The 18,272-nt window shown below is 67.4% G+C and carries 16 protein-coding genes; 13 read left to right on the forward strand and 3 right to left on the reverse strand.

The genetic code is table 11. The annotated features are described in order from the left end of the window. Window positions 1–107 precede the first annotated feature (107 nt). From IX761_RS21895 to IX761_RS21905, 3 genes are read left to right on the forward strand one after another with little or no spacing between them, the layout of a single operon-like run. Window positions 108–767, forward strand: a complete 660-nt coding sequence (locus IX761_RS21895; RefSeq protein WP_228533836.1) for a secretin and TonB N-terminal domain-containing protein — start codon at window positions 108–110, stop codon at window positions 765–767. Next, entirely contained in the window at window positions 764–1,306 is a 543-nt protein-coding gene (locus tag IX761_RS21900; protein ID WP_194791595.1) for a sigma-70 family RNA polymerase sigma factor, read from the forward strand. Before IX761_RS21895 ends, IX761_RS21900 begins: the two co-directional genes overlap by 4 nt. 40 nt (window positions 1,307–1,346) lie before the next feature. Continuing rightward, window positions 1,347–2,252 (forward strand): FecR family protein, encoded by a 906-nt coding sequence (locus tag IX761_RS21905; RefSeq protein WP_194791596.1) that lies wholly within the window; start codon window positions 1,347–1,349, stop codon window positions 2,250–2,252. A gap of 428 nt (window positions 2,253–2,680) precedes the next feature. On the opposite strand, the gene IX761_RS21910 is transcribed toward IX761_RS21905, so the two are convergent. After that, window positions 2,681–3,292 (reverse strand): PulJ/GspJ family protein, encoded by a 612-nt coding sequence (locus IX761_RS21910; RefSeq protein WP_194791597.1) that lies wholly within the window; start codon window positions 3,290–3,292, stop codon window positions 2,681–2,683. Further along, window positions 3,289–3,732, reverse strand: a complete 444-nt coding sequence (locus IX761_RS21915; RefSeq protein ID WP_194791598.1) for a prepilin-type N-terminal cleavage/methylation domain-containing protein — start codon at window positions 3,730–3,732, stop codon at window positions 3,289–3,291. Before IX761_RS21915 ends, IX761_RS21910 begins: the two co-directional genes overlap by 4 nt. A 118-nt stretch (window positions 3,733–3,850) precedes the next feature. On the opposite strand from IX761_RS21915, the gene IX761_RS21920 reads away from it, so the two are divergent. Next, entirely contained in the window at window positions 3,851–4,282 is a 432-nt protein-coding gene (locus IX761_RS21920; RefSeq protein WP_194791599.1) for a general secretion pathway protein GspC, read from the forward strand. A 197-nt stretch (window positions 4,283–4,479) separates the two neighbouring features. On the opposite strand, the gene gspI is transcribed toward IX761_RS21920, so the two are convergent. After that, window positions 4,480–4,851, reverse strand: a complete 372-nt coding sequence (gspI, locus tag IX761_RS21925; RefSeq protein ID WP_194791600.1) for a type II secretion system minor pseudopilin GspI — start codon at window positions 4,849–4,851, stop codon at window positions 4,480–4,482. Window positions 4,852–5,000: 149 nt separating this feature from the next. Between gspI and gspG the strand changes: the two genes are divergently transcribed. From gspG to IX761_RS21970, 9 genes are all read left to right on the forward strand, one after another. After that, window positions 5,001–5,447: a type II secretion system major pseudopilin GspG gene (gspG, locus tag IX761_RS21930; protein ID WP_194791601.1), complete on the forward strand. Its 447-nt coding sequence runs from the start codon at window positions 5,001–5,003 to the stop codon at window positions 5,445–5,447. Between the two features lie 3 nt (window positions 5,448–5,450). Beyond that, window positions 5,451–6,416: a type II secretion system minor pseudopilin GspK gene (gene gspK / locus IX761_RS21935; protein WP_228533838.1), complete on the forward strand. Its 966-nt coding sequence runs from the start codon at window positions 5,451–5,453 to the stop codon at window positions 6,414–6,416. After that, window positions 6,413–7,375, forward strand: a complete 963-nt coding sequence (gene gspL, locus IX761_RS21940) for a type II secretion system protein GspL (protein ID WP_194791602.1) — start codon at window positions 6,413–6,415, stop codon at window positions 7,373–7,375. Before gspK ends, gspL begins: the two co-directional genes overlap by 4 nt. Next, window positions 7,365–7,889, forward strand: a complete 525-nt coding sequence (gspM, locus tag IX761_RS21945) for a type II secretion system protein GspM (protein ID WP_194791603.1) — start codon at window positions 7,365–7,367, stop codon at window positions 7,887–7,889. Before gspL ends, gspM begins: the two co-directional genes overlap by 11 nt. Beyond that, window positions 7,886–10,249 carry a type II secretion system secretin GspD gene (gspD, locus tag IX761_RS21950; protein ID WP_194791604.1) on the forward strand — a complete coding sequence of 788 codons (2,364 nt, stop codon included), beginning with the start codon at window positions 7,886–7,888 and terminating at the stop codon, window positions 10,247–10,249. The genes gspM and gspD overlap by 4 nt, the downstream gene beginning before the upstream one ends. Next, a complete protein-coding gene (gene gspE, locus IX761_RS21955; RefSeq protein ID WP_194791605.1) occupies window positions 10,246–11,670 on the forward strand; it encodes a type II secretion system ATPase GspE in 1,425 nt (474 codons plus the stop codon). Before gspD ends, gspE begins: the two co-directional genes overlap by 4 nt. Next, window positions 11,670–12,872, forward strand: coding sequence for a type II secretion system inner membrane protein GspF (gene gspF, locus IX761_RS21960; RefSeq protein ID WP_194791606.1), 1,203 nt, complete (start codon window positions 11,670–11,672; stop codon window positions 12,870–12,872). The genes gspE and gspF overlap by 1 nt, the downstream gene beginning before the upstream one ends. Before the next feature lie 1,259 nt (window positions 12,873–14,131). Then, window positions 14,132–15,271: a substrate-binding domain-containing protein gene (locus tag IX761_RS21965; RefSeq protein WP_194791607.1), complete on the forward strand. Its 1,140-nt coding sequence runs from the start codon at window positions 14,132–14,134 to the stop codon at window positions 15,269–15,271. A gap of 196 nt (window positions 15,272–15,467) precedes the next feature. Continuing rightward, a partial coding sequence (locus IX761_RS21970; protein ID WP_194791608.1) for a filamentous hemagglutinin N-terminal domain-containing protein occupies window positions 15,468–18,272 on the forward strand: 2,805 nt, incomplete at its 3' end.

Here is an 18,272-nt window from a genome sequence, read left to right on the forward strand (position 1 = left end):
GTCTAGCTTCGTGGCCTATGGCCTTGGGTGAAGCTTTGATGGCCAATGGCTGTCATACCAGATTCATGTGCAGCGGCGAGGATGACGTTTTTCGGGGAGACCTCGGGTTGCGCCAGAGCCTTGCCTGCATCGTTATGCTGCTCGTCCATGCGTTGAGCGGCTGGGCGCAGGCGGCCAGCCCGATCGACTTCTCGGTGCCCGCACAGCCTCTGGACCAGGCGTTGCAAGCCTTCAGCCAGCAAAGCGCGATGGCGGTGCTGGTTGACCGCGAGCTGACTGCGAAGCGCCGCTCCATGCCCCTGCACGGGCGCTTCACGGCCCGTGCCGGTTTGCACCGGTTGCTCGAAGGGACCGGCCTGCAAGCGCACTACAGCGCGGCGCAGGCGTTCACTGTGCGGCCCATGCGCCTGCCTGTGCGCCAGCAGGGCCGGCCGGCATCTGCGACACCTGCGGCGGGCAGCTATGCGCTGGCCATCCAGCAGGCGGTGCAGCGCGCGCTGTGCCGTTCACCGCTGACGCGGCCGGGCGGCTACCGTGCAGCGTTGCAAGTATGGATCGACCCGCAAGGCGTGGTGGTGCAGACGCGCCTGCTGGCCAGTACCGGAGAAACCCGGCGCGACAGCGCCGTGATCGAAGCGCTGCGGGCGTTGCGCCTGGCACGCCAGCCACCGGGCGCCCTGGCGCAGCCGGTGACGCTGTTGTTACGCCCCATGGAATCGACAATGGATAGCGATTGTATGACCACGCAAGGAGCCCCGGCGGTATGAGCACACCACGCGATACCGCCCTGGCCAGGCTGTTCCTGAACTCCTACGACGCGCTCAGGCTGCGCCTGCGCAGGCGGTTGGGGTCCGAGGACCTGGCCAACGACGTGCTGCATGAAACCTACCTGCGCGTCGACCGCATGGACACCACGCCCGTGCTGCACAAGCCCGACGCCTACCTGTACCGCATGGCCCTGAACATTGCCGCCGATCGCCGCGCAGCCGATGCCCGGTTGCTCACCGGCGAGGAGATCGACGCCTTGCTGCAGGTGAGCGAGGACCAGGACCCGGCACGCATCGTGGGTGGCCAGAAAGAGCTGCAGTCGTTGCTCGGCGCGCTCTACGAGTTGCCCAGTCGGCGGCGGCGGATCTTTATCGCCGCCCGCCTGGAGGAGGCGCCGCACCTGGAAATCGCCGAGCGCTTCGGCATTTCCACGCGCATGGTGGAGAAGGAGCTGAAGGCCGCACTGACCCATTGCGCCCACCGTTTGGAAAGAAAAGTCATCCAGCGGTTCGGTCCCGGCGCGGGAAAACCGTCTTGATCAATACACCGCAGAAAACTCACGGCAGGCCGTCGACACCATGACACCCCATCCTTCGCCCGATTCCAGCCTGCACAGCCAGGCCCAGGACTGGTTGTTGCTGTTGACCTCCGGGCGCGCCACCGTGGCCGATGCGCGCGCCTTGCGCGTCTGGTGCGCGCAGAGCCCGGCCCATGCCGAGGCCTATGAAGCCGCGTGCCGCCTGTGGCAGCAGCTGGAGCCCGCCGCGCGCCAGGCCAGCCAGGTGGTGCCGATGCGCCGCTTTGGCCGCCGTGCCTTGCTGGGCGGGGCCATTGCCGCCTCGGCCGCGTTGGTGATGGTGCGTGGGGGCATTTGGGGTGGCTCGGCCGCCGACTTGCAGACGGCGGTCGGCGAGCAGCGCCATGTGCAAGTGGCGCCGGGGCTGGACCTGGAGCTCAACACCCAAACCCGCGTCAGCGTACAAAGCGCCGACGGCCTGCAACTGCTCGAAGGCGAGTTGCAGGTCAAGGCCAGTGCGCCGATGCGCATCGAGGCCGGCGGCGCGTTGCTCAGTGCCGACCTGGCCTGGTTCAACCTGCGCGAGGAGGGTGGCAAGGTCTGCCTGAGTTGCCTGGCCGGGCAGGTGCGCCTGCAGTGGCAAGGGCGTAGCGAGGTGCTCGACAGCGGCCGCCAGCTGGTCTACGACCTACGCCAGATGGGGCAGCCGCAGGCGTTCGATGCCCTTGAGGTCATGGCCTGGCGTGAGCAGTTGCTGGTGTTCCGCGATGTGCCGCTGGCGCAGGTGATCGACGAGATCAACCGCTATCGGCCGGGGATGCTGGTGCTGCTCAACCCGAACCTCGGGCGGCGCAAGGTCCAGGCGCGGTTCACCCTGGCGCAGTTGCCTGGGGTGGCGGGGTTGATTCGGGATGCGTATGGCGCGAGGTGTACCGAGTTGCCGGGGGGGGTGGTGTTGATCAGTTGAGGGGGGTGGTGCATGCCTTGGGATCGCTTTGAGGCCACCAGGTGCTTGCCGATTGATCTTCAGCGCTCTTGAGATCGAGCGCCGCCCGCGCGGCGCATCGCTGGCAAGCCAGCTCCCACATCTGTCTCGGGCCAGTTACTCCTGGTCCATCTCCACTGTCCGCCTTGTTTGTACGACGCGGTTTCTGCTTTGGCGCTGATGCCGCACCACCAGACTTGAGGTATTCACCAAGGCGGACAGTGGAGACCTCACAGAATGGATTGGCCCGAAACAGATGTGGGAGCTGGCTTGCCAGCGATGCGCCGCGCGGGCGGCGCTCGATCTTGAGAGCGCTANAAAAACACCGGCAAGCACCTGGTGGCCCTCACCCAATATCCTGCCATGCATCCGGAGGCCAATATGCTCAGTTGTAGAGACCGGACACATGCTCATTCAAAAGGCCCCAGCACCTGCCGATAGCGCTCCGCCCCCAGCGCCCCCTCATGCACCAGCACCAACTCCACCCCCAGCGGATCCTCCTGCCGCTGGCCCTCCAACCGCCGCCAGCCCTTGCCCCGCACCCAATAGCGCATTTCAAATTCACTGACCTGCTGCAACACCGCCACCCGTCCCTTGGGCGCGGGCAGCGGAAAGTGCGAACGCACGGCACCACTGGCGCGATACACCGTGCCCCCCTCATACCACCAACGCACCCGCTGCAAGCCAATACCATCGGCACCGGTGCGGATCACCTCCAATTGCGCCCCCGACCGCGCATCCCCTTTGAGGCTCAGCGCCGACAGCGGTTTGTCCACGGGCGGTTCGCTGCCGGGCAGCACGGGCTCGGCCAGCTCGATCGTCGCACGCAACGCCAGGTCACGCTCCAGTTGCCCCAGCACCCGCATCAACGCGCGGGTCTGTGTGGTGCTGGCGCTCAGGTGCTGGTCGGCTCGGCTGACGCTGTCCAGCCCGCGCCAGGCCACCAGGCTGACGATCGCCATCAACAGGATCGCCACCATCACTTCAATCAGGGTGAAACCGCCGGATTGCCTGCGCTTCATGGCTGGCGCACCTGCACGAGGCCTGCGGCATCGCGCAGCACCTCGATAGTCAGGGCGCCGCTGGTGAGCACCAGGCGCAGCGGCTCGCCCAGCCATTCGGCGCTGATTGCCAGGCCGCGCTCCGGCAAGCCTTGCACACTCACCGGTGCTGCCTGCCAGCGCTGCGGCCGCAGCGGGCCGTCGTCGTGCAGCACTTCGTGCCCGCGCACGAAGCGGTAGCCATTGCGGTCGGCCTGCCAGCGCAGGCCGCGCCCGTCCGCCAGCACCTCGCTGTGGGCGACCTGCAGTACCTGGGCCAGGCGCTCGGCGTCGGCGCGCAGGGCTTTGCCCGGGTCGGAGCGGATGCTCAGGCTGATGGCGGCACTGGCGATGCCGACGATCACCAGCACCACCATCAGTTCGATCAGGGTGAAGCCCTGTTGACGAGCGTAACCTTCCATGTCGCTGCAGCCTCCTTCGGTTCTGCCCAGCGTGCCGGGTAAAGATGATCACCGTGTGAAATAAAAGCGTGAACTGTGCGGTTTATGCTCGGGCCACGGACAACAGGGAGATTCGTCCATGGCACTTGCACTCAAACCCGTTGCGCTACCTTCCATCGTTCAGCTCGCCGGGGTGCTCGGCGCCTTGCTGGGGGCGGCGTTCTGGGCCTCGCGGCTGTTGGCACCGGCCGAGCAGACGGCGCCAGTGGTCGCGGTCGTGGCTCAAGCCACTGCCGCCCCGGCGGCTGCGCAGTGGTTTGCCAATCGCCCGGCGCAGGTGGAGGTCACGGTCAGCGGAGTGCTCGATACCGGGCGCGGGCCGGTGGCGATTCTTTCGGTCAATGGCGGGGTGCCGCGCGCGGTCAGGGTGGGGGAAGTCCTGGCGCGTGGGGTGTCGGTGGTGGCCATTGATGGGCAGGGTTTGACCTTGCAGCAGGGTGGCGTGCGCAGCCAGGTAGGGATTGCTCGCTTGCCGGCAGCGCTGGAATTGGCGCCGTTGGTCAGGCCTTGAGGTTTATTGCTTTCGAAGGCCTGATGGCGACCGTGTGAAGGCCACCAGGTGCTTGCCGATGTTTTTGCAGCGCCCTTGAGATCGAGCGCCGCCCGCGCGGCGCTCGATCTTGAGAGCGCTAAAAAAACACCGGCGAGCACCTGGCAGCCCCCTCCGCCCCCCTCGAAAGGCACGACCCCAAGCCCGCAAGCACTGCTTCAAAGCGGCAACGCCACCCAGCTTTCCAGCTCCGCCAGCGCAGGCCCATCACGACCACTGTCGAACACCCTTACCTGCACCCGCCACAACCCAACCCGCGGCCCGCTGCCAATGGCCTGCTCACAACGCAACCGCAACCGCCCCTGATCGCAGGCAAAGCGCCGCAGCCCCGCCTGCAACGGGCCACCGAGGCGCAATTCGTTCACCTGGTTCTGCGCCGCCAGCAACGCCAGCGCGCGGTCGCGCAGCAGCCCATTGCCCTGGGTCATCAGGCCCGCCACGCGCACCGCGGCGGCCATGGCCACGGCGACGATGGCCAGCGCCACCAGCACCTCGATCAGGGTGAAACCACGTTGCCGGCGCGCTTGCATGGGGGGCTCTAAAGGGGGCAGGGCGAGGGCCCATGCTGCCTGCCGGGTGTGACGTTGCGGCGACCGGAACACCCGAGGATTTTCAATACCCCGGTCATATCCCTTTGCCATCATCGGCGCCGAATCGAACTCACGCAAGGAATGCCGAGATGCAGATCGCCCGCCCGCCGCAGCCTGGACGCCCCCTTCGCCAAGGGGGCTTCACCCTGATCGAGATCATGGTGGTGGTGGTGATCCTCGGGATTCTGGCCGCCATGGTGGTGCCCAAGGTGCTCGACCGGCCCGACCAGGCGCGGGCCACCGCCGCCCGCCAGGACATTGCCGGGCTGATGCAGGCACTTAAGCTGTACCGCCTCGACCATGGCAGCTACCCCACCCAGAACGACGGCCTCAAGGTGCTGGTGGAAAAGCCCGCCCAGGCCAAGCCGGGCACGTGGCGCAGCTACCTGGAGCGCCTGCCCAACGACCCCTGGGGCAAGCCCTACCAGTACCTCAACCCCGGCGCCAATGGCGAGGTTGACGTGTTCACCCTGGGCGCCGATGGTCAGGCCGACGGTGATGGTGTCAATGCCGATATCGGCTCCTGGCAGCTCTAAAGCATGAGCCCGGTCATTGCGCAGCCGCGCCAACGTGGCATGGCGATCGTCAGCGCCTTGCTGATCGCCGCGCTGGTGGCGGTGCTGGCTGGCAGCATGCTCAGCCAGCAGAGCCTGTTCACCCGCCAGTTGGAGAACCAGCAACGTCGCGCCGAGGGCGCCGCAGTGTTGCAGGCGGGCCTGGACTGGAGTCGCCAGTTGCTGGCCGAACAACGCAAGGCTGACCCGTTGGTGCGCCGCGACCAGCGTTGGGCGCAGCCGCTTGGGGCCTTGCCGGTGGGCGAGCGTGGTGGCCAGTTTCAAGGCACGCTGGAAGACGAGCAAGGCAAGTTCAACCTGCGCAATCTGGTGTATGAAGATCAACCCGACCCCCGAGCAGAAGCCAGCTTGAGGCGGTTGTTCGAGCTGTTGGAGTTGCGCCCGGCGTTGGCGACGGCGGTCACGACGCGGGTCATCGACGGCTACCCGTTGCGTAGCCAGGTCGCGCCCGACCAAGCGTTCGACAGTGGCCGTGGCACCTCGCCCGGCGCACAAACCCAGTTGCTGCTGCCACGCCAACCGATGTTGCGCGATGTCCGCCAGCTGGCCGAGGTGCCTGGTATGGACGAGGCCAGCCTGCAGCGCCTGCTGCCGTTCGTGACCCTGCTGCCGACCAACACCTGGGTCAATGGCAACACCGCCCCAGCCGAAGTACTCGCCGCCCAGGTGCCAGGCCTGAGCCTGCAGAAGGCCCACGGCCTGGTGGCCGAACGCGAGGGCGGGCACTGGTTCGTCAACCGCGGCGACTTCGTCAACCGCCTGCACATGCCGCACCTGGTGCTGGAAAGCGTCGAGGTCGGCATCACCAGCGACTGGTTCCGCCTGCACGGGCAGACCTTGCCCACCGCCAGTGCGGTCCATGTAGGGGCGCTGCTGCATGTGGGTGAGGCCGGCTTGCCGCGGGTGATCTGGACGCGGGTGGGCGCATGAGCGGGCAACTGCGGGTGGCACTGCCGCCGGTGCAGGCGCTGGCGACCAGCGCCACGGTGGACTACCTGCTGATTGACCGTCAGGGCCAGGTCGAGGCGAGCGGGGTGGCCATGCCAGGCGACCTGGCGAAACTGGGCAAAGGCCGGGCGTTGATTGCCTTGCTCGACCCACAGGATGCGGTGCAGACCTCGATCCAGCTGCCGCCGTTACCGGTGGCGCGGCTGGGCGACGCGGTGCGCTGCGCGGCCCAGGCCCTGGTACTGGGCGACAGCGCGCAACTGTACATTGCCCACGGCCCACGGGCGGTCGATGGCGAGGTCGAAGTGGCCTGGATCGGCCAGCCCGCACTGCACACGCTGAGCGCCTGGTCGCAGCAGGCAGGCATACGCTGGCGGGCGGTGCATCCCTGGCCCGAGCCCGGGGCACAGGTCGCCAGCCTGCCGGCCTGGGGCTTGCAGGGTGGCTTGCACAAGGGCCCGGCCAGCACCGCGGGTTGGGGGCGGGCGGCGGCCTGCATCGGCATAGCCATTCTCGTCTGGGTAGCGGGGCTGAACCTGTACGCCGGCCAACTGGCCGCCGAAGGCCAGCAGTTGCGCCAGCGGATGCACGCCCAGGTGCGCCAGGCCTTCCCGCAGCTGCCGGCGATCATCAACCCGCTGCAGCAGGTGCGCCAGCAATTGCAAGCCGGGGCTGGTCAGCCCGGCCAGGGCAGCGGGTTCGAACACCTGGTGCAGGCGGCGGGGGCGGCCATGCCGTTCCTGGCCGGTGCGGTGCAGGGCCTGGACTACCACGATGCCAGCCTGGTGCTGGAGCTCGCCGAAGACGCCCAACCCGCGCCCGCCGATAGCTGGCAAGCCGCACTGGGCAACCAAGGTGTCGAGGCGCAGGCCCGCGGCCAGCGCTGGACGTTGCGGGCCTTGGCCCAGCCGGCGGGCGAGGAGCTGGCCAATGCGCATTGACCGCGCTTTCAAGCAATGGCAGGCGCAAGGCCAGGCGGCCTGGCGCGCACTGGCCGGGCGTGAACGCCGCGCCCTGGGGCTGGTGACGGCGGTGCTGGCCAGCACCTTGCTGTGGCTGGCGTTCATCGAGCCACCGCTGGCACGCATCGCCCAGTGGCAGGCCGAAACCCCCAAGTTGCGTAGCCAGGCCCGCGCCCTGGACGAATTGCTGGCCCAGGTGCCGCGCGCCGCAGCGCCCGAGCACAACGCTGCCGCGCTACGGCGCAGCCTCGAGCAGGCAGGGCTGCAAGCTCACGGACAACTCCAGGAAGCGGCGGATGGCTGGCAACTGACCTGGCGCCAGGCCCCCGCCGAGGCGGCCCTGGCCTGGATGCTCCAGGCACCGACCGCCCAAGGCTTGACCATCGCCGAGGCCCAGCTGCGCCGCGACCCGCTGGCCACCCCCGATGCACCCGCCACCTTTTCCGGCACTTTCCGCCTGCACCACGCGCTCGACGCTAAGGATTCCCCATGACCCGCACAGTACTGCCCACGGCGCCGCGCCGGGGTTTGCCGCGCGCGCCGCTGGCCGTGGCGCTGGCCCTCGCGCTCGGCGCTTGCAGCCAGCATGAAACGCGCCCGCCCGCTGCCATGGCCAGCAGCGAACTGGGGCGCCCGCTGGCCAGCGTGCACGCCGGCGACACCACCCTGGAGCGGCACCGCCTGCAAGCCCAGGCCCAGGATGAGCGCACGCCACCGCGCCGCCAGGCTAGCCGTGCCACCCCCCACAGCAGCCATGCCGGCAACCCGTCGAGCAACCCCGCCCTGGGCGACCAGCCCGTGCAGTTGAACTTCGTCGACGCCGATATCCAGGCCGTGGTGCGCGCGCTGTCCCGCGCCACCGGGCGGCAGTTCCTGGTCGACCCCCGGGTCAAGGGCCAGCTGACCTTGGTCAGCGAAGGCGAGGTGCCGGCGCGGCGCGCCTACGGCATGCTGTTGTCCGCGCTGCGCATGCAAGGCTTCAGCGTGGTCGATGTGGGCGGGGTCAGCCAGGTGGTGCCCGAGGCGGACGCCAAGCAGCTCGGTGGGGCGATCAACCCAGCGGACCGCGACGCCGGCAACGGCATGCTCACCCGCACCTTCCGCCTGCGCTACGAGAACGCCGTCAACCTGATCCCGGTGCTGCGCCCGCTGGTGGCCGCCAACAACCCGATCACCGCCTACCCGGGCAACAACACCGTGGTGGTCACCGACTACGCGGAAAACCTCGAACGGGTGGCGCAGCTGCTCGACAGTATCGACGTGCCCAGCGCCATCGACACCGACGTGGTGCCGATCCACAACGGCATCGCCAGTGATATCGCGGCCATGGTCGGCGAATTGCTCGAGGGCCAGGGCAACGACCCGACGCAGAAAATCAGCGTGATTGGCGACCCACGCTCCAACAGCGTGATCATTCGCGCCGCCAGCCCCGAGCGCACGCAACTGGCCCGTGAGCTGATCTACAAACTCGACAACGAACAGAACAACCCCAGCAACCTGCACGTGGTGTACCTGCGCAACGCCCAGGCCGGCAAGCTGGCGCAGACCCTGCGCGGGCTGCTCACCGGCGAAAGCGACAGCGGCCAGGGCGACCAGGCGCGGGCACTGCTCAGCGGCGGCGGGATGTTGGCCGGCACTACCAGCAGCACCAACGGCAGCGCCACCAACCAGACTCCGCGCACCGGCAACGGCACGACCAATCAGGGGCAGGGCCTGGGCGCCAGCCAGAGCAATGGCTATGGCAGCGGTTATGGCAACGGCAAAGCCCCCAGCGACGAGAACACCGCCTTCGCCGCAGGTGGGGTGACCCTGCAGGCCGACGCCACCACCAACACCTTGCTGATTTCCGCCCCGGACCCGCTGTACCGCAACCTGCGCGAGGTCATCGACCTGCTCGACCAGCGCCGCGCCCAGGTGGTGATCGAGAGTTTGATCGTCGAAGTGGGCGAGGACACCGCCAACGAGTTCGGCATCCAGTGGCAGGCCGGCAACCTCGGCGGCAATGGCGTGTTCGGTGGTGCCAACCTGGGCGGTTCGGGCCTGGTGCCCGGGGCCAAGACCAGCCTCGACGCCTTGCCACCAGGCCTGAGTGTGGGGTTGGTCGACGGCACGGTGAAGATCCCTGGCATCGGCGAGGTGCTCGACCTCAAGGTGCTGGCCCGGGCGCTCAACAGCAAGGGTGGCAGCAACGTGCTGTCGACGCCCAACCTGCTGACCCTGGACAACGAGGCGGCGAGCATCTTTGTCGGCCAGACCATTCCCTTCGTCAGCGGCCAATACGTCACCGATGGCGGCGGCAACAGCAACAACCCGTTCCAGACCATCCAGCGCGAGGAAGTGGGCTTGAAACTCAATGTGCGGCCACAGATTTCCGAGGGCGGCACGGTCAAGCTGGACATCTACCAGGAGGTCAGCAGCGTCGATGCGCGGGCCTCCAGCGCTGCCGGCACGGTCACCAACAAGCGCGCCATCGACACCAGCATCCTGCTCGACGACGGCCAGATCATGGTGCTCGGCGGCCTGCTGCAGGACGGCTACAGCCAGAGCAACGAGGGCATCCCGTGGCTGTCCAGCCTGCCGGGGGTGGGGGCGCTGTTCCGCTACGAGCGGCGCCAGAGCAACAAGACCAACCTGATGGTGTTCCTGCGCCCCTACATCGTCCGTGACGCAGCGGTGGGGCGTGGTATCACACTGAACCGCTACGACTTCATCCGCCGCGCCCAGGGCCAGCTCAAGCCTGAGCGCAACTGGGCCGTGCCGGACATGGACATGCCGCTGCTGCCACCGGTCGAGCAGGCCATCCCCGGCGCCACGCCGCGTGCGGCGATCAACGAGGCCGGGGTGAGGCGATGAGCCGCCTGCCATATGCCTGGGCCCGGGCCCAGCGCCTGGTGCTGCTGGCCGAGCCCGGGGCTGATGGGGTGCTGCTGCACAGTTGCCCCGCGACCCCCGCCTGGGCGTTGGCCGAGGTGCGCCGCCAGTTCGGCGAACAGGCCCATGTGCAGCTGAGCGAAGACGCCTTCGAACGGTTGCTCACCAGCGCCTACGCCGAAACCGGCAGTGCTGCCGCGGTGGTGGGCGCTGCAGAAAACGAGGTCGATCTCGACCGCCTGATGCAAGACATGCCCGAGGTCACCGACCTGCTCGACACCCAGGACGGCGCGCCGGTGATCCGCATGATCAACGCGCTGCTGACCCAGGCGGCCGGGGATGAGGCCAGCGATATCCATATCGAGCCGTTCGAGCACCATTCGGTGGTGCGCTACCGGGTCGACGGCACCCTGCGCGACGTGGTCTCGCCGCGCAAGGGCCTGCACGCGGCGCTGGTGTCGCGGATCAAGATCATGGCCCAGCTGGACATCGCCGAAAAACGCCTGCCCCAGGACGGCCGTATCGCCCTGCGGGTGGCCGGCCGGCCGATCGATATCCGCGTGTCCACCGTGCCCACCGGGCATGGCGAGCGGGTGGTGATGCGCCTGTTGGACAAGCAGGCCGGGCGCCTGCAACTGGAAACCCTGGGCATGGCTCCGGCCTTGCTGGCCCGCCTCGATGGCCTGATCCGCCAGCCCCACGGCATCGTGCTGGTCACCGGCCCCACCGGCAGCGGCAAGACCACCAGCCTGTACGCCGCCCTGGCGCGGCTGGATGCCAGCGTCAGCAACATCCTCACCGTCGAGGACCCGGTGGAGTACGACCTGCCGGGCATCAGCCAGATCCAGGTCAACGCGCGCATCGACATGACTTTCGCCGTGGCCCTGCGGGCGATCCTGCGCCAGGACCCGGACGTGATCATGATCGGCGAGATCCGCGACCTGGAAACCGCGCAGATCGCCGTGCAAGCCTCGCTCACCGGGCACCTGGTGCTGGCCACGCTGCACACCAACGACGCGGTGTCGGCGGTCAACCGCCTGATCGACATGGGCGTCGAGCCGTTCCTGCTGGCCTCGGCGCTGCTGGGGGTGCTGGCCCAGCGCCTGGTGCGGCGCCTGTGCGTGCACTGCCGCCAGCCCGATCCGCTATTGCCGGGGCAGTACCGCGCGGTGGGTTGCGCGGCGTGCAACCACAGTGGTTACAGCGGGCGCACCGGCATCCATGAGCTGTTCTGCCTCGACGATGCGATTCGCAGCCTGATCCACCAGGGCGCCGACGAGCAGGCGTTGCGCGCCCAGGCGCGGCTGGCGGGCATGCTGAGCATGCGCGAGGACGGCCAGCGCTGGGTCGACAGCGGCAGTACCTGTACCGAAGAAATCCTCCGTGTCACCCGGGACGCCTGATGAACCGTTACCACTACGAAGCCGCCGACGCCCAGGGCCGCCTGGCCAGTGGTGTACTGGAGGGCGACAGCCCCGCTGCGGTGATGCAGCAGCTGCGCAGCATGGGCCTGGTGGCCTTGCGCGTGGAGCAGCAGCGCCCGGCGGCGGCCGCTGGGCTGTTCGGCGCGAAGTTGAACGATGGCGACCTGGCCTGGCTCACCCGCCAGCTGGCCAGCCTGCTCGCCGCCGGCCTGCCGCTGGAGGCGGCCCTGGGCGCGACCCTGGAGCAGGCCGAACGCAAGCATATCGCCCAGGTGCTCGGTGCCGTGCGCAGCGATGTGCGCAGCGGCATGCGCCTGGCCGATGCCCTGGCCACGCGGCCACGGGACTTCCCCGAGATCTACCGGGCGCTGGTGGCGGCGGGGGAGGAGTCGGGTGACCTGGCCCAGGTGATGGAGCGCCTGGCTGACTACATCGAAGACCGCAACACCTTGCGCGGCAAGATCCTCACGGCGTTCATCTACCCGGGTGTGGTGGGGTTGGTGTCGATCGGTATCGTCATTTTCCTGCTCAGTTATGTGGTGCCGCAGGTGGTCAGTGCCTTCACCCAGGCGCGGCAGGACCTGCCGGGGCTGACCTTGGCCATGCTCAATGCCAGTGACTTCGTGCGGGCTTGGGGGGGCTTGTGTTTCGCCGGGTTGGCCGCGGGGTTCTGGGGCTGGCGTATGTACCTGCGCCAGCCGGTGGCGCGCCTGGCCTGGCATCGGCGCTTGTTGCGCCTGCCGTTGTTCGGGCGTTTCGTGTTGGGGCTGAACACGGCGCGGTTCGCGTCTACCCTGGCGATCCTTGGTAGTGCGGGGGTGCCGCTGTTGCGGGCGCTTGAAGCTGCGCGGCAGACCTTGGGCAACGACTGCCTGGACCAGGCCGTCGCGCAGGCCACGGCGCGGGTGCGCGAGGGGGTTGGGCTGGCTTCGGCGCTGGCTGCGCAGAAGACCTTCCCGCCGTTGCTGATTCACCTGATTGCCAGTGGCGAGAAGACCGGCAACCTGCCGCCGATGCTGGACCGGGCTGCGCAGAGTTTGGCCAAGGATATCGAGCGGCGGGCCATGGGGATGACGGCGTTGCTGGAGCCATTGATGATCGTGGTGATGGGGGCGGTGGTGTTGCTGATCGTCATGGCGGTGTTGTTGCCGATTATCGAGATTAACCAGTTGGTGCAGTGATCCAGCTGGCTGGTTAGTTAGTTGGTTAGTTAGTTGGTTGGTTGGTTGGTTGGTTTTTAAAATTGTTGGCATATCCATGTGCGGGGGTGACGCTTATTCACCTTTCCGCCCTTACGGCGGGTCACTTTTTGAAGCATCAAAAAGTAACCAAAAAATGCTCGCTCCATTCATACGGCCCCTGCGCTGCGCTCCGGGGTTCCCTCACTCCGGTCTTGCTCCCGGGAGTACGCACCGAAGGGCCATCCATGGCCCATCGGTGCTCGACGGGCATCCATGCCCGTCGCCTCCCTCCGCAAGCCCTCCGATCGGCCTCCTGAAGTCGCGAAGTTAGGGGCGGCGCCTGTGTTGGCGCAGCTGTCGCTAGTTGATTGTTGTGTTGGATATCAAATTGCATTCGCCGGCAAGCCGGCTCCTACGCGTGTACAAACTTTTAATTGCACACCCCGTCCGTAGGAGCCGGCTTGCCGGCGAACAGGCCATTACAAACAACATATCAATAACGGTTAAACACTATCTGCTCTTGCTCTTGCTTCTAAGCGCGCGATAGTCCAGTCACCGCCAAACGCGACTTCAGGAGGCCGAACGGAGGACTTGCGGAGCGGGGCGATGGGCATGGATGCCCATCGAGCACCGATGGGCCATGGATGGCCCTTCGGTGCGTCCACGCGGGAGCAAGGCCGGAGTGAGGGAACCCCGAAGCGCAGCGTAGGGGCCGGATGATGGGAGCAGGCGGTTTTGCCTACTTTTTCCAAGAAAAAAGTAGGCCGCCGTAAGGGCGGAAAGGTGAATCAGCGTCTCCATCGCCAAAGGATATTCACGCAATACCAACACCCACACACTAGATGCTCGACCTCGACCTCGACCTCGACCTCGACCTCGACCTCGACCTCAATTCGTCGACTGCATCAGCCTCCCGAGTGAACCCCCCAAGGTCTACGGGAGTGGATGTCATACCACAGACACACACCCGCACCGGATCATTCACGGGTACCCCCCCACCCACAGCCACCTGCGCCGATATTGGCGAACCGCGCGCAACCTGAATGGCAGCGAGCCACCCACGAAACCCCCTCCCGACTCCTGAGCAAATCCCCACCCAACCTCCCGTGATTTTTTCCTTTCCCTGTCACCGCAAGCTGCGAACGTATCTTTCGTGGACCGACCACCAGCCCCTCTGGATCGAGGGTTGGCCCGGCCCCCAGGCGTCATGCAAACGTGGTTGACACTCACCGTAACGACACGATGAAAGGAGATTCTTCATGTTCAAGCGCACTATGATCGCAGCCTCCATGGCTGTTGCCGCACTGGCTTCGGCTCAATCGATGGCAGCGGTCGTGGGTGGCGGCGCCACTCTGCCGCAAGGCCTGTACACCACCCCGGGCGTACTGGGCGCCGGCTTCGACACCTACACCGGCGTCGGCAGCGGCAAGGGCAAATCGGCCTTCCTCAACAACGTCGCCGCCGACATCAACAAGTCCGGCGTGACCGTCGACTTCGCCGGCAGCGACTCGGTACTGTCCGTCGCTGAACTGAGCGCCTACAACGCCGCCCACAACAGCGCCGGCAATGACGCCGCCAACAAGTGGGGCCCACTGATCCAGATCCCATCGGCCGCCACCTCGGTCACCGTGCCCTACAAACTGACCGGCACCGACGGCAACGCCGTGACCGACCTGAACCTGACCAGCGCCCAGCTGTGCTCGATCTTCTCCGGCGCCGCCACCAAGTGGAGCGACATCAACAGCAACTACCCAGCCACCGACATCAAGGTGTTCTACCGCAGCGGCAGCAGCGGCACCTCGGAAATCCTCTCCCGCCACCTGAACAGCATCTGCCCAAGCCAGTTCGGTGTCAGCAGCACCTTCACCACCGCCCAGGTCGGCGCCGAGCCTGCCACCTTCACCGCTGTGGCCAGCAGCTCGGCCATGGCCACTGCCGCCAACAGCACCGAAGGCGGTATCGGCTACGTTGGCCCTGAGGACGTCGACGCCACCAACAACGCCAAGGTCGCACGCGTCAATGGCCTGCTGCCGACCGTAGGCAACGTGGTCACCGCGCTGTCGTCGGTCACCCCGCCAGCTAACGCGGCCGACCGTGCCGATCCGACCAAGTGGGCACCTGTCCTGCCAAACCCGGCCAGCGGCTATGCCATGGTTGCCTACACCAACCTGATCTTCGGCCAGTGCTACCAGGACGCCACCGACGGCTCCAGCGTGCGTGACTTCCTGACCCGTCACTACGGCCTGACCGCCAACAACGACGCCGCCATCACCGCGATGAAGCTGATCCCGCTGAACAACGCCTGGAAAAACGCCGTGCGCCTGCAGTTCGCCAACCAGTCCGGCGCGCTGGGCGTGAACAACACCAGCGTCTGCAACGCCCAGGGTCGTCCGCTGTAAGCCTCGCTTCAAGCTGTCGCTGCAACCTGTCGGTAACGGCTCGCGCCGTTACCGACTTTTGCGTTTCAGGGCCGTTGAGCATGGATGAACTTTGCGTGACAAAGGTTCGGTCCGAAGCCTTCGCAACCGCCTAACGCATACAGCCAGCAGGCTGCGCTACCCACTTCGCGATTGGCCAGAAAAAGGACTTATTGCAATGCGTCTCGGCACCGCTGCTTCGCTCCGTTCCCGTTCCGCCCGACAGGGCGACACCACGCTGCCGCGGCTCAAGCCNCTGGCCCAGGTGATTGCCCTGATGGTCCTGGCCAGTGGCGTGCAGGCAGCGCCCCAGGCGTTCAGCTCAGCCTGGTTCGCGGCCAAGGGCAACGCGCCCGTGGCAGGCGGTGCCGGCGGGCAGGGCGCGGCGCGGCTGCCGGGGCTGCCGCCACCGCTGGCCCAGCAACAGCGTGCCAACGCGCAGTTGCAGCGCTCGTTGCAGAACCTCAACAACACCGTCAGCGCCATCGCCGCCCAGCAGGCCGCCCAGGCGGCAGGCAGGGCGGCGGCCCTGGCCGCGTCGCAGACGATCCACAACGGTTTGGGCGGCAATGGCCTGAACCCGATGCTCGACGCCAACGGCCAACCGCTGTTCGTCAACGCCGACGGCCCGGTGCAGAGCCAGCAGGGTGGCAGCACCCAGGTGTCGATCCGCCAGACCGCCGACAAGGCCATCCTCAACTGGGACACTTTCAACGTCGGCCGCGATACCCAGCTGAGCTTCCAGCAGAACGCCGACTGGGCACTGCTCAACCGCGTGGGCAACAGCGTGGCGCCCAGCCAGATCCAGGGCACGATCAAGGCCGACGGCACGGTCATGATCGTCAACCAGAACGGCATCGTCTTCAGTGGCAGCAGCCAGGTCAACGTGCGCAACCTGGTGGCGGCGGCGGCGAACATCACCGACCAGCAGTTCCGTGAGCGGGGGTTGTATGTCGACAGTGCCGGCAGCCAGCCGACCTTCACCGACGCCGCTGGCAAGGTGCTGGTGCAGCAAGGCGCGGTGCTGCAGACCAAGGCCCCGAGCGGCTCCACCCAGGGCGGTGGCTATACCCTGTTGCTGGGCAGCGAGGTGGAGAACGCCGGGACCCTGGTCAACCCCAAGGGCCAGGCGACCCTGGCCGCAGGTGACAACTTCTACATCCGCAAGGGCGTCAGTACCGTCGGCAACCCGTACGCCACCACCCGCGGCAACGAGGTGGCCACGCGTCTCAAGCCTGGCAGCAGTGCCGGCCTGGTGCGCAACAGTGGCCTGATCCAGGCCGGCCAGGGCGATATCACCCTGACCGGGCACAGCGTCGTGCAGGCGGGCGTGGCGGTGGCCAGCAGCTCGGTGGACAACCGCGGCACCGTGCACCTGCTCAATTCGATAAGCGATACCAGCGGCAGCGTCACCCTGGCCCAGGGCAGCACCACCGCCATCGTCATCGATGCCGAGGCTGGCAGCGCCCTGGACAGCCAGCGCGACGCCCTGCGCAAGGACCTGGGCGGCCAGGTCAACCAGCGCACCGGCGTGTTCGACAACCTCAGCGGCGTGGCCGACGACCGCACGCTGTCGCGGGTGGAGATCGTCAGCGGCGGCACGGTGGAATTCCAGAACGGCTCGCTGACCCTGGCCACTGGCGGCCAGGTGGCCGTGAGCGCCGCCCAGCGCAGCCTGCTGCGCAGCGGGGCGGTGGTGGACGTGGCGGGCGCTGTCGGCGTGCAGCTGGCGATGGACAGCAACAACGTCAAGGTCAATATCCAGGGCAACGAGCTGCGCGACGCTGCCGGTAACCGTGACGTGGGTACGCTGAAAAGTACCGATGTGTGGATCGATGTCCGCGACCTGGTGCACGTGGCGGGCGGGGTCAACGGCTACGCCGGCGAGCGCTGGTACACCGGCGGTGGCCTGCTCGAAGTAGGTGGCTACCTCGGCACGCGCAGCCACAGCCTGGGCGAGTGGCTGGCCCAGGGCGGCACGGTGAATTTCAGCGGCGGCGATCTGGTCAGCGAGCGCGGTTCGCTGATCAATCTCTCCGGCGGCACGCTCGATGTGCAGAGCGGCATGCTGAAGATGTCCTGGCTCAAGGGCGCCGACGGGCGCCTGTACGACATCAACCGCGCCCCCGGCGATCTGCTGTACCAGGGCGTCTATCAGGGCTACGAGCACCACAGCGAGCGCTGGGGGCAGACCGCATTCTTCTACAATCCGCTGATCGCCCCGCGTGAACGCCTGGCCAATGGCTACACGGTCGGGCGCGACGCCGGGCGGCTGGTGGTGGGCACGGCCAACGCGCAGTTGCACGGCGAGGTCCTCGGCGAAACGTTCCAGGGTGATCGGCAACTCGACGCCCCCAAGGCCAGCGTCGATGGCTACCGCCTGCCGCAATTCAGCCAGGCGCGTGGGGCGCAGTTGATCGTTGGCTACTACGTGCCGACGGCCAACGGCAGCACCCTGACCGCTGCCGGGGGCAACCTGAAGAACGTGGTGATCGGCCGCCAGGCCGCCGCCGAGACCGGGATGGCGCTCGACACCGGCGTAGCGCCACAGCGCGAGGGCCTGCTGCTGCTCGATGCCGAGCGGCTGCAGGGCTTTGCCCTCGGTGGCCTGCACGTCGCCGCTTACGAAAGCATCCAGGTAGACCAAGCACTGGCCTTGGCTGACGGTGCCGGCATGAGCTTGCTGGCACCGCAGGTGAAGGTGAACGCCGACCTGACCAGCCACGGTGGCAGCATCACCCTGGGTAACCTGCAGGTCGGCTCGCAGACACTGGTGGTGGGCAATGCGGCGTTGCCGGTCGGCCTGGACATCGCCACAGGCGTGCGCGTCGATGCCAGTGGGCGGCGCCAGGATGGCGTCAATGTCAACGCCGTGCAGGTATCGCCCTGGCTCGACGGCGGCAGCGTGACCCTGCGCGGCACTGGCGACATCGCCCTGGGCGCGGGCAGCCTGCTGACGGTCGATGGCGGTGCGGCGTTGCTG

The sequence above is a fragment of the Pseudomonas sp. UFMG81 genome (assembly GCF_015354575.1).
Taxonomy (GTDB): Bacteria; Pseudomonadota; Gammaproteobacteria; order Pseudomonadales; family Pseudomonadaceae; genus Aquipseudomonas.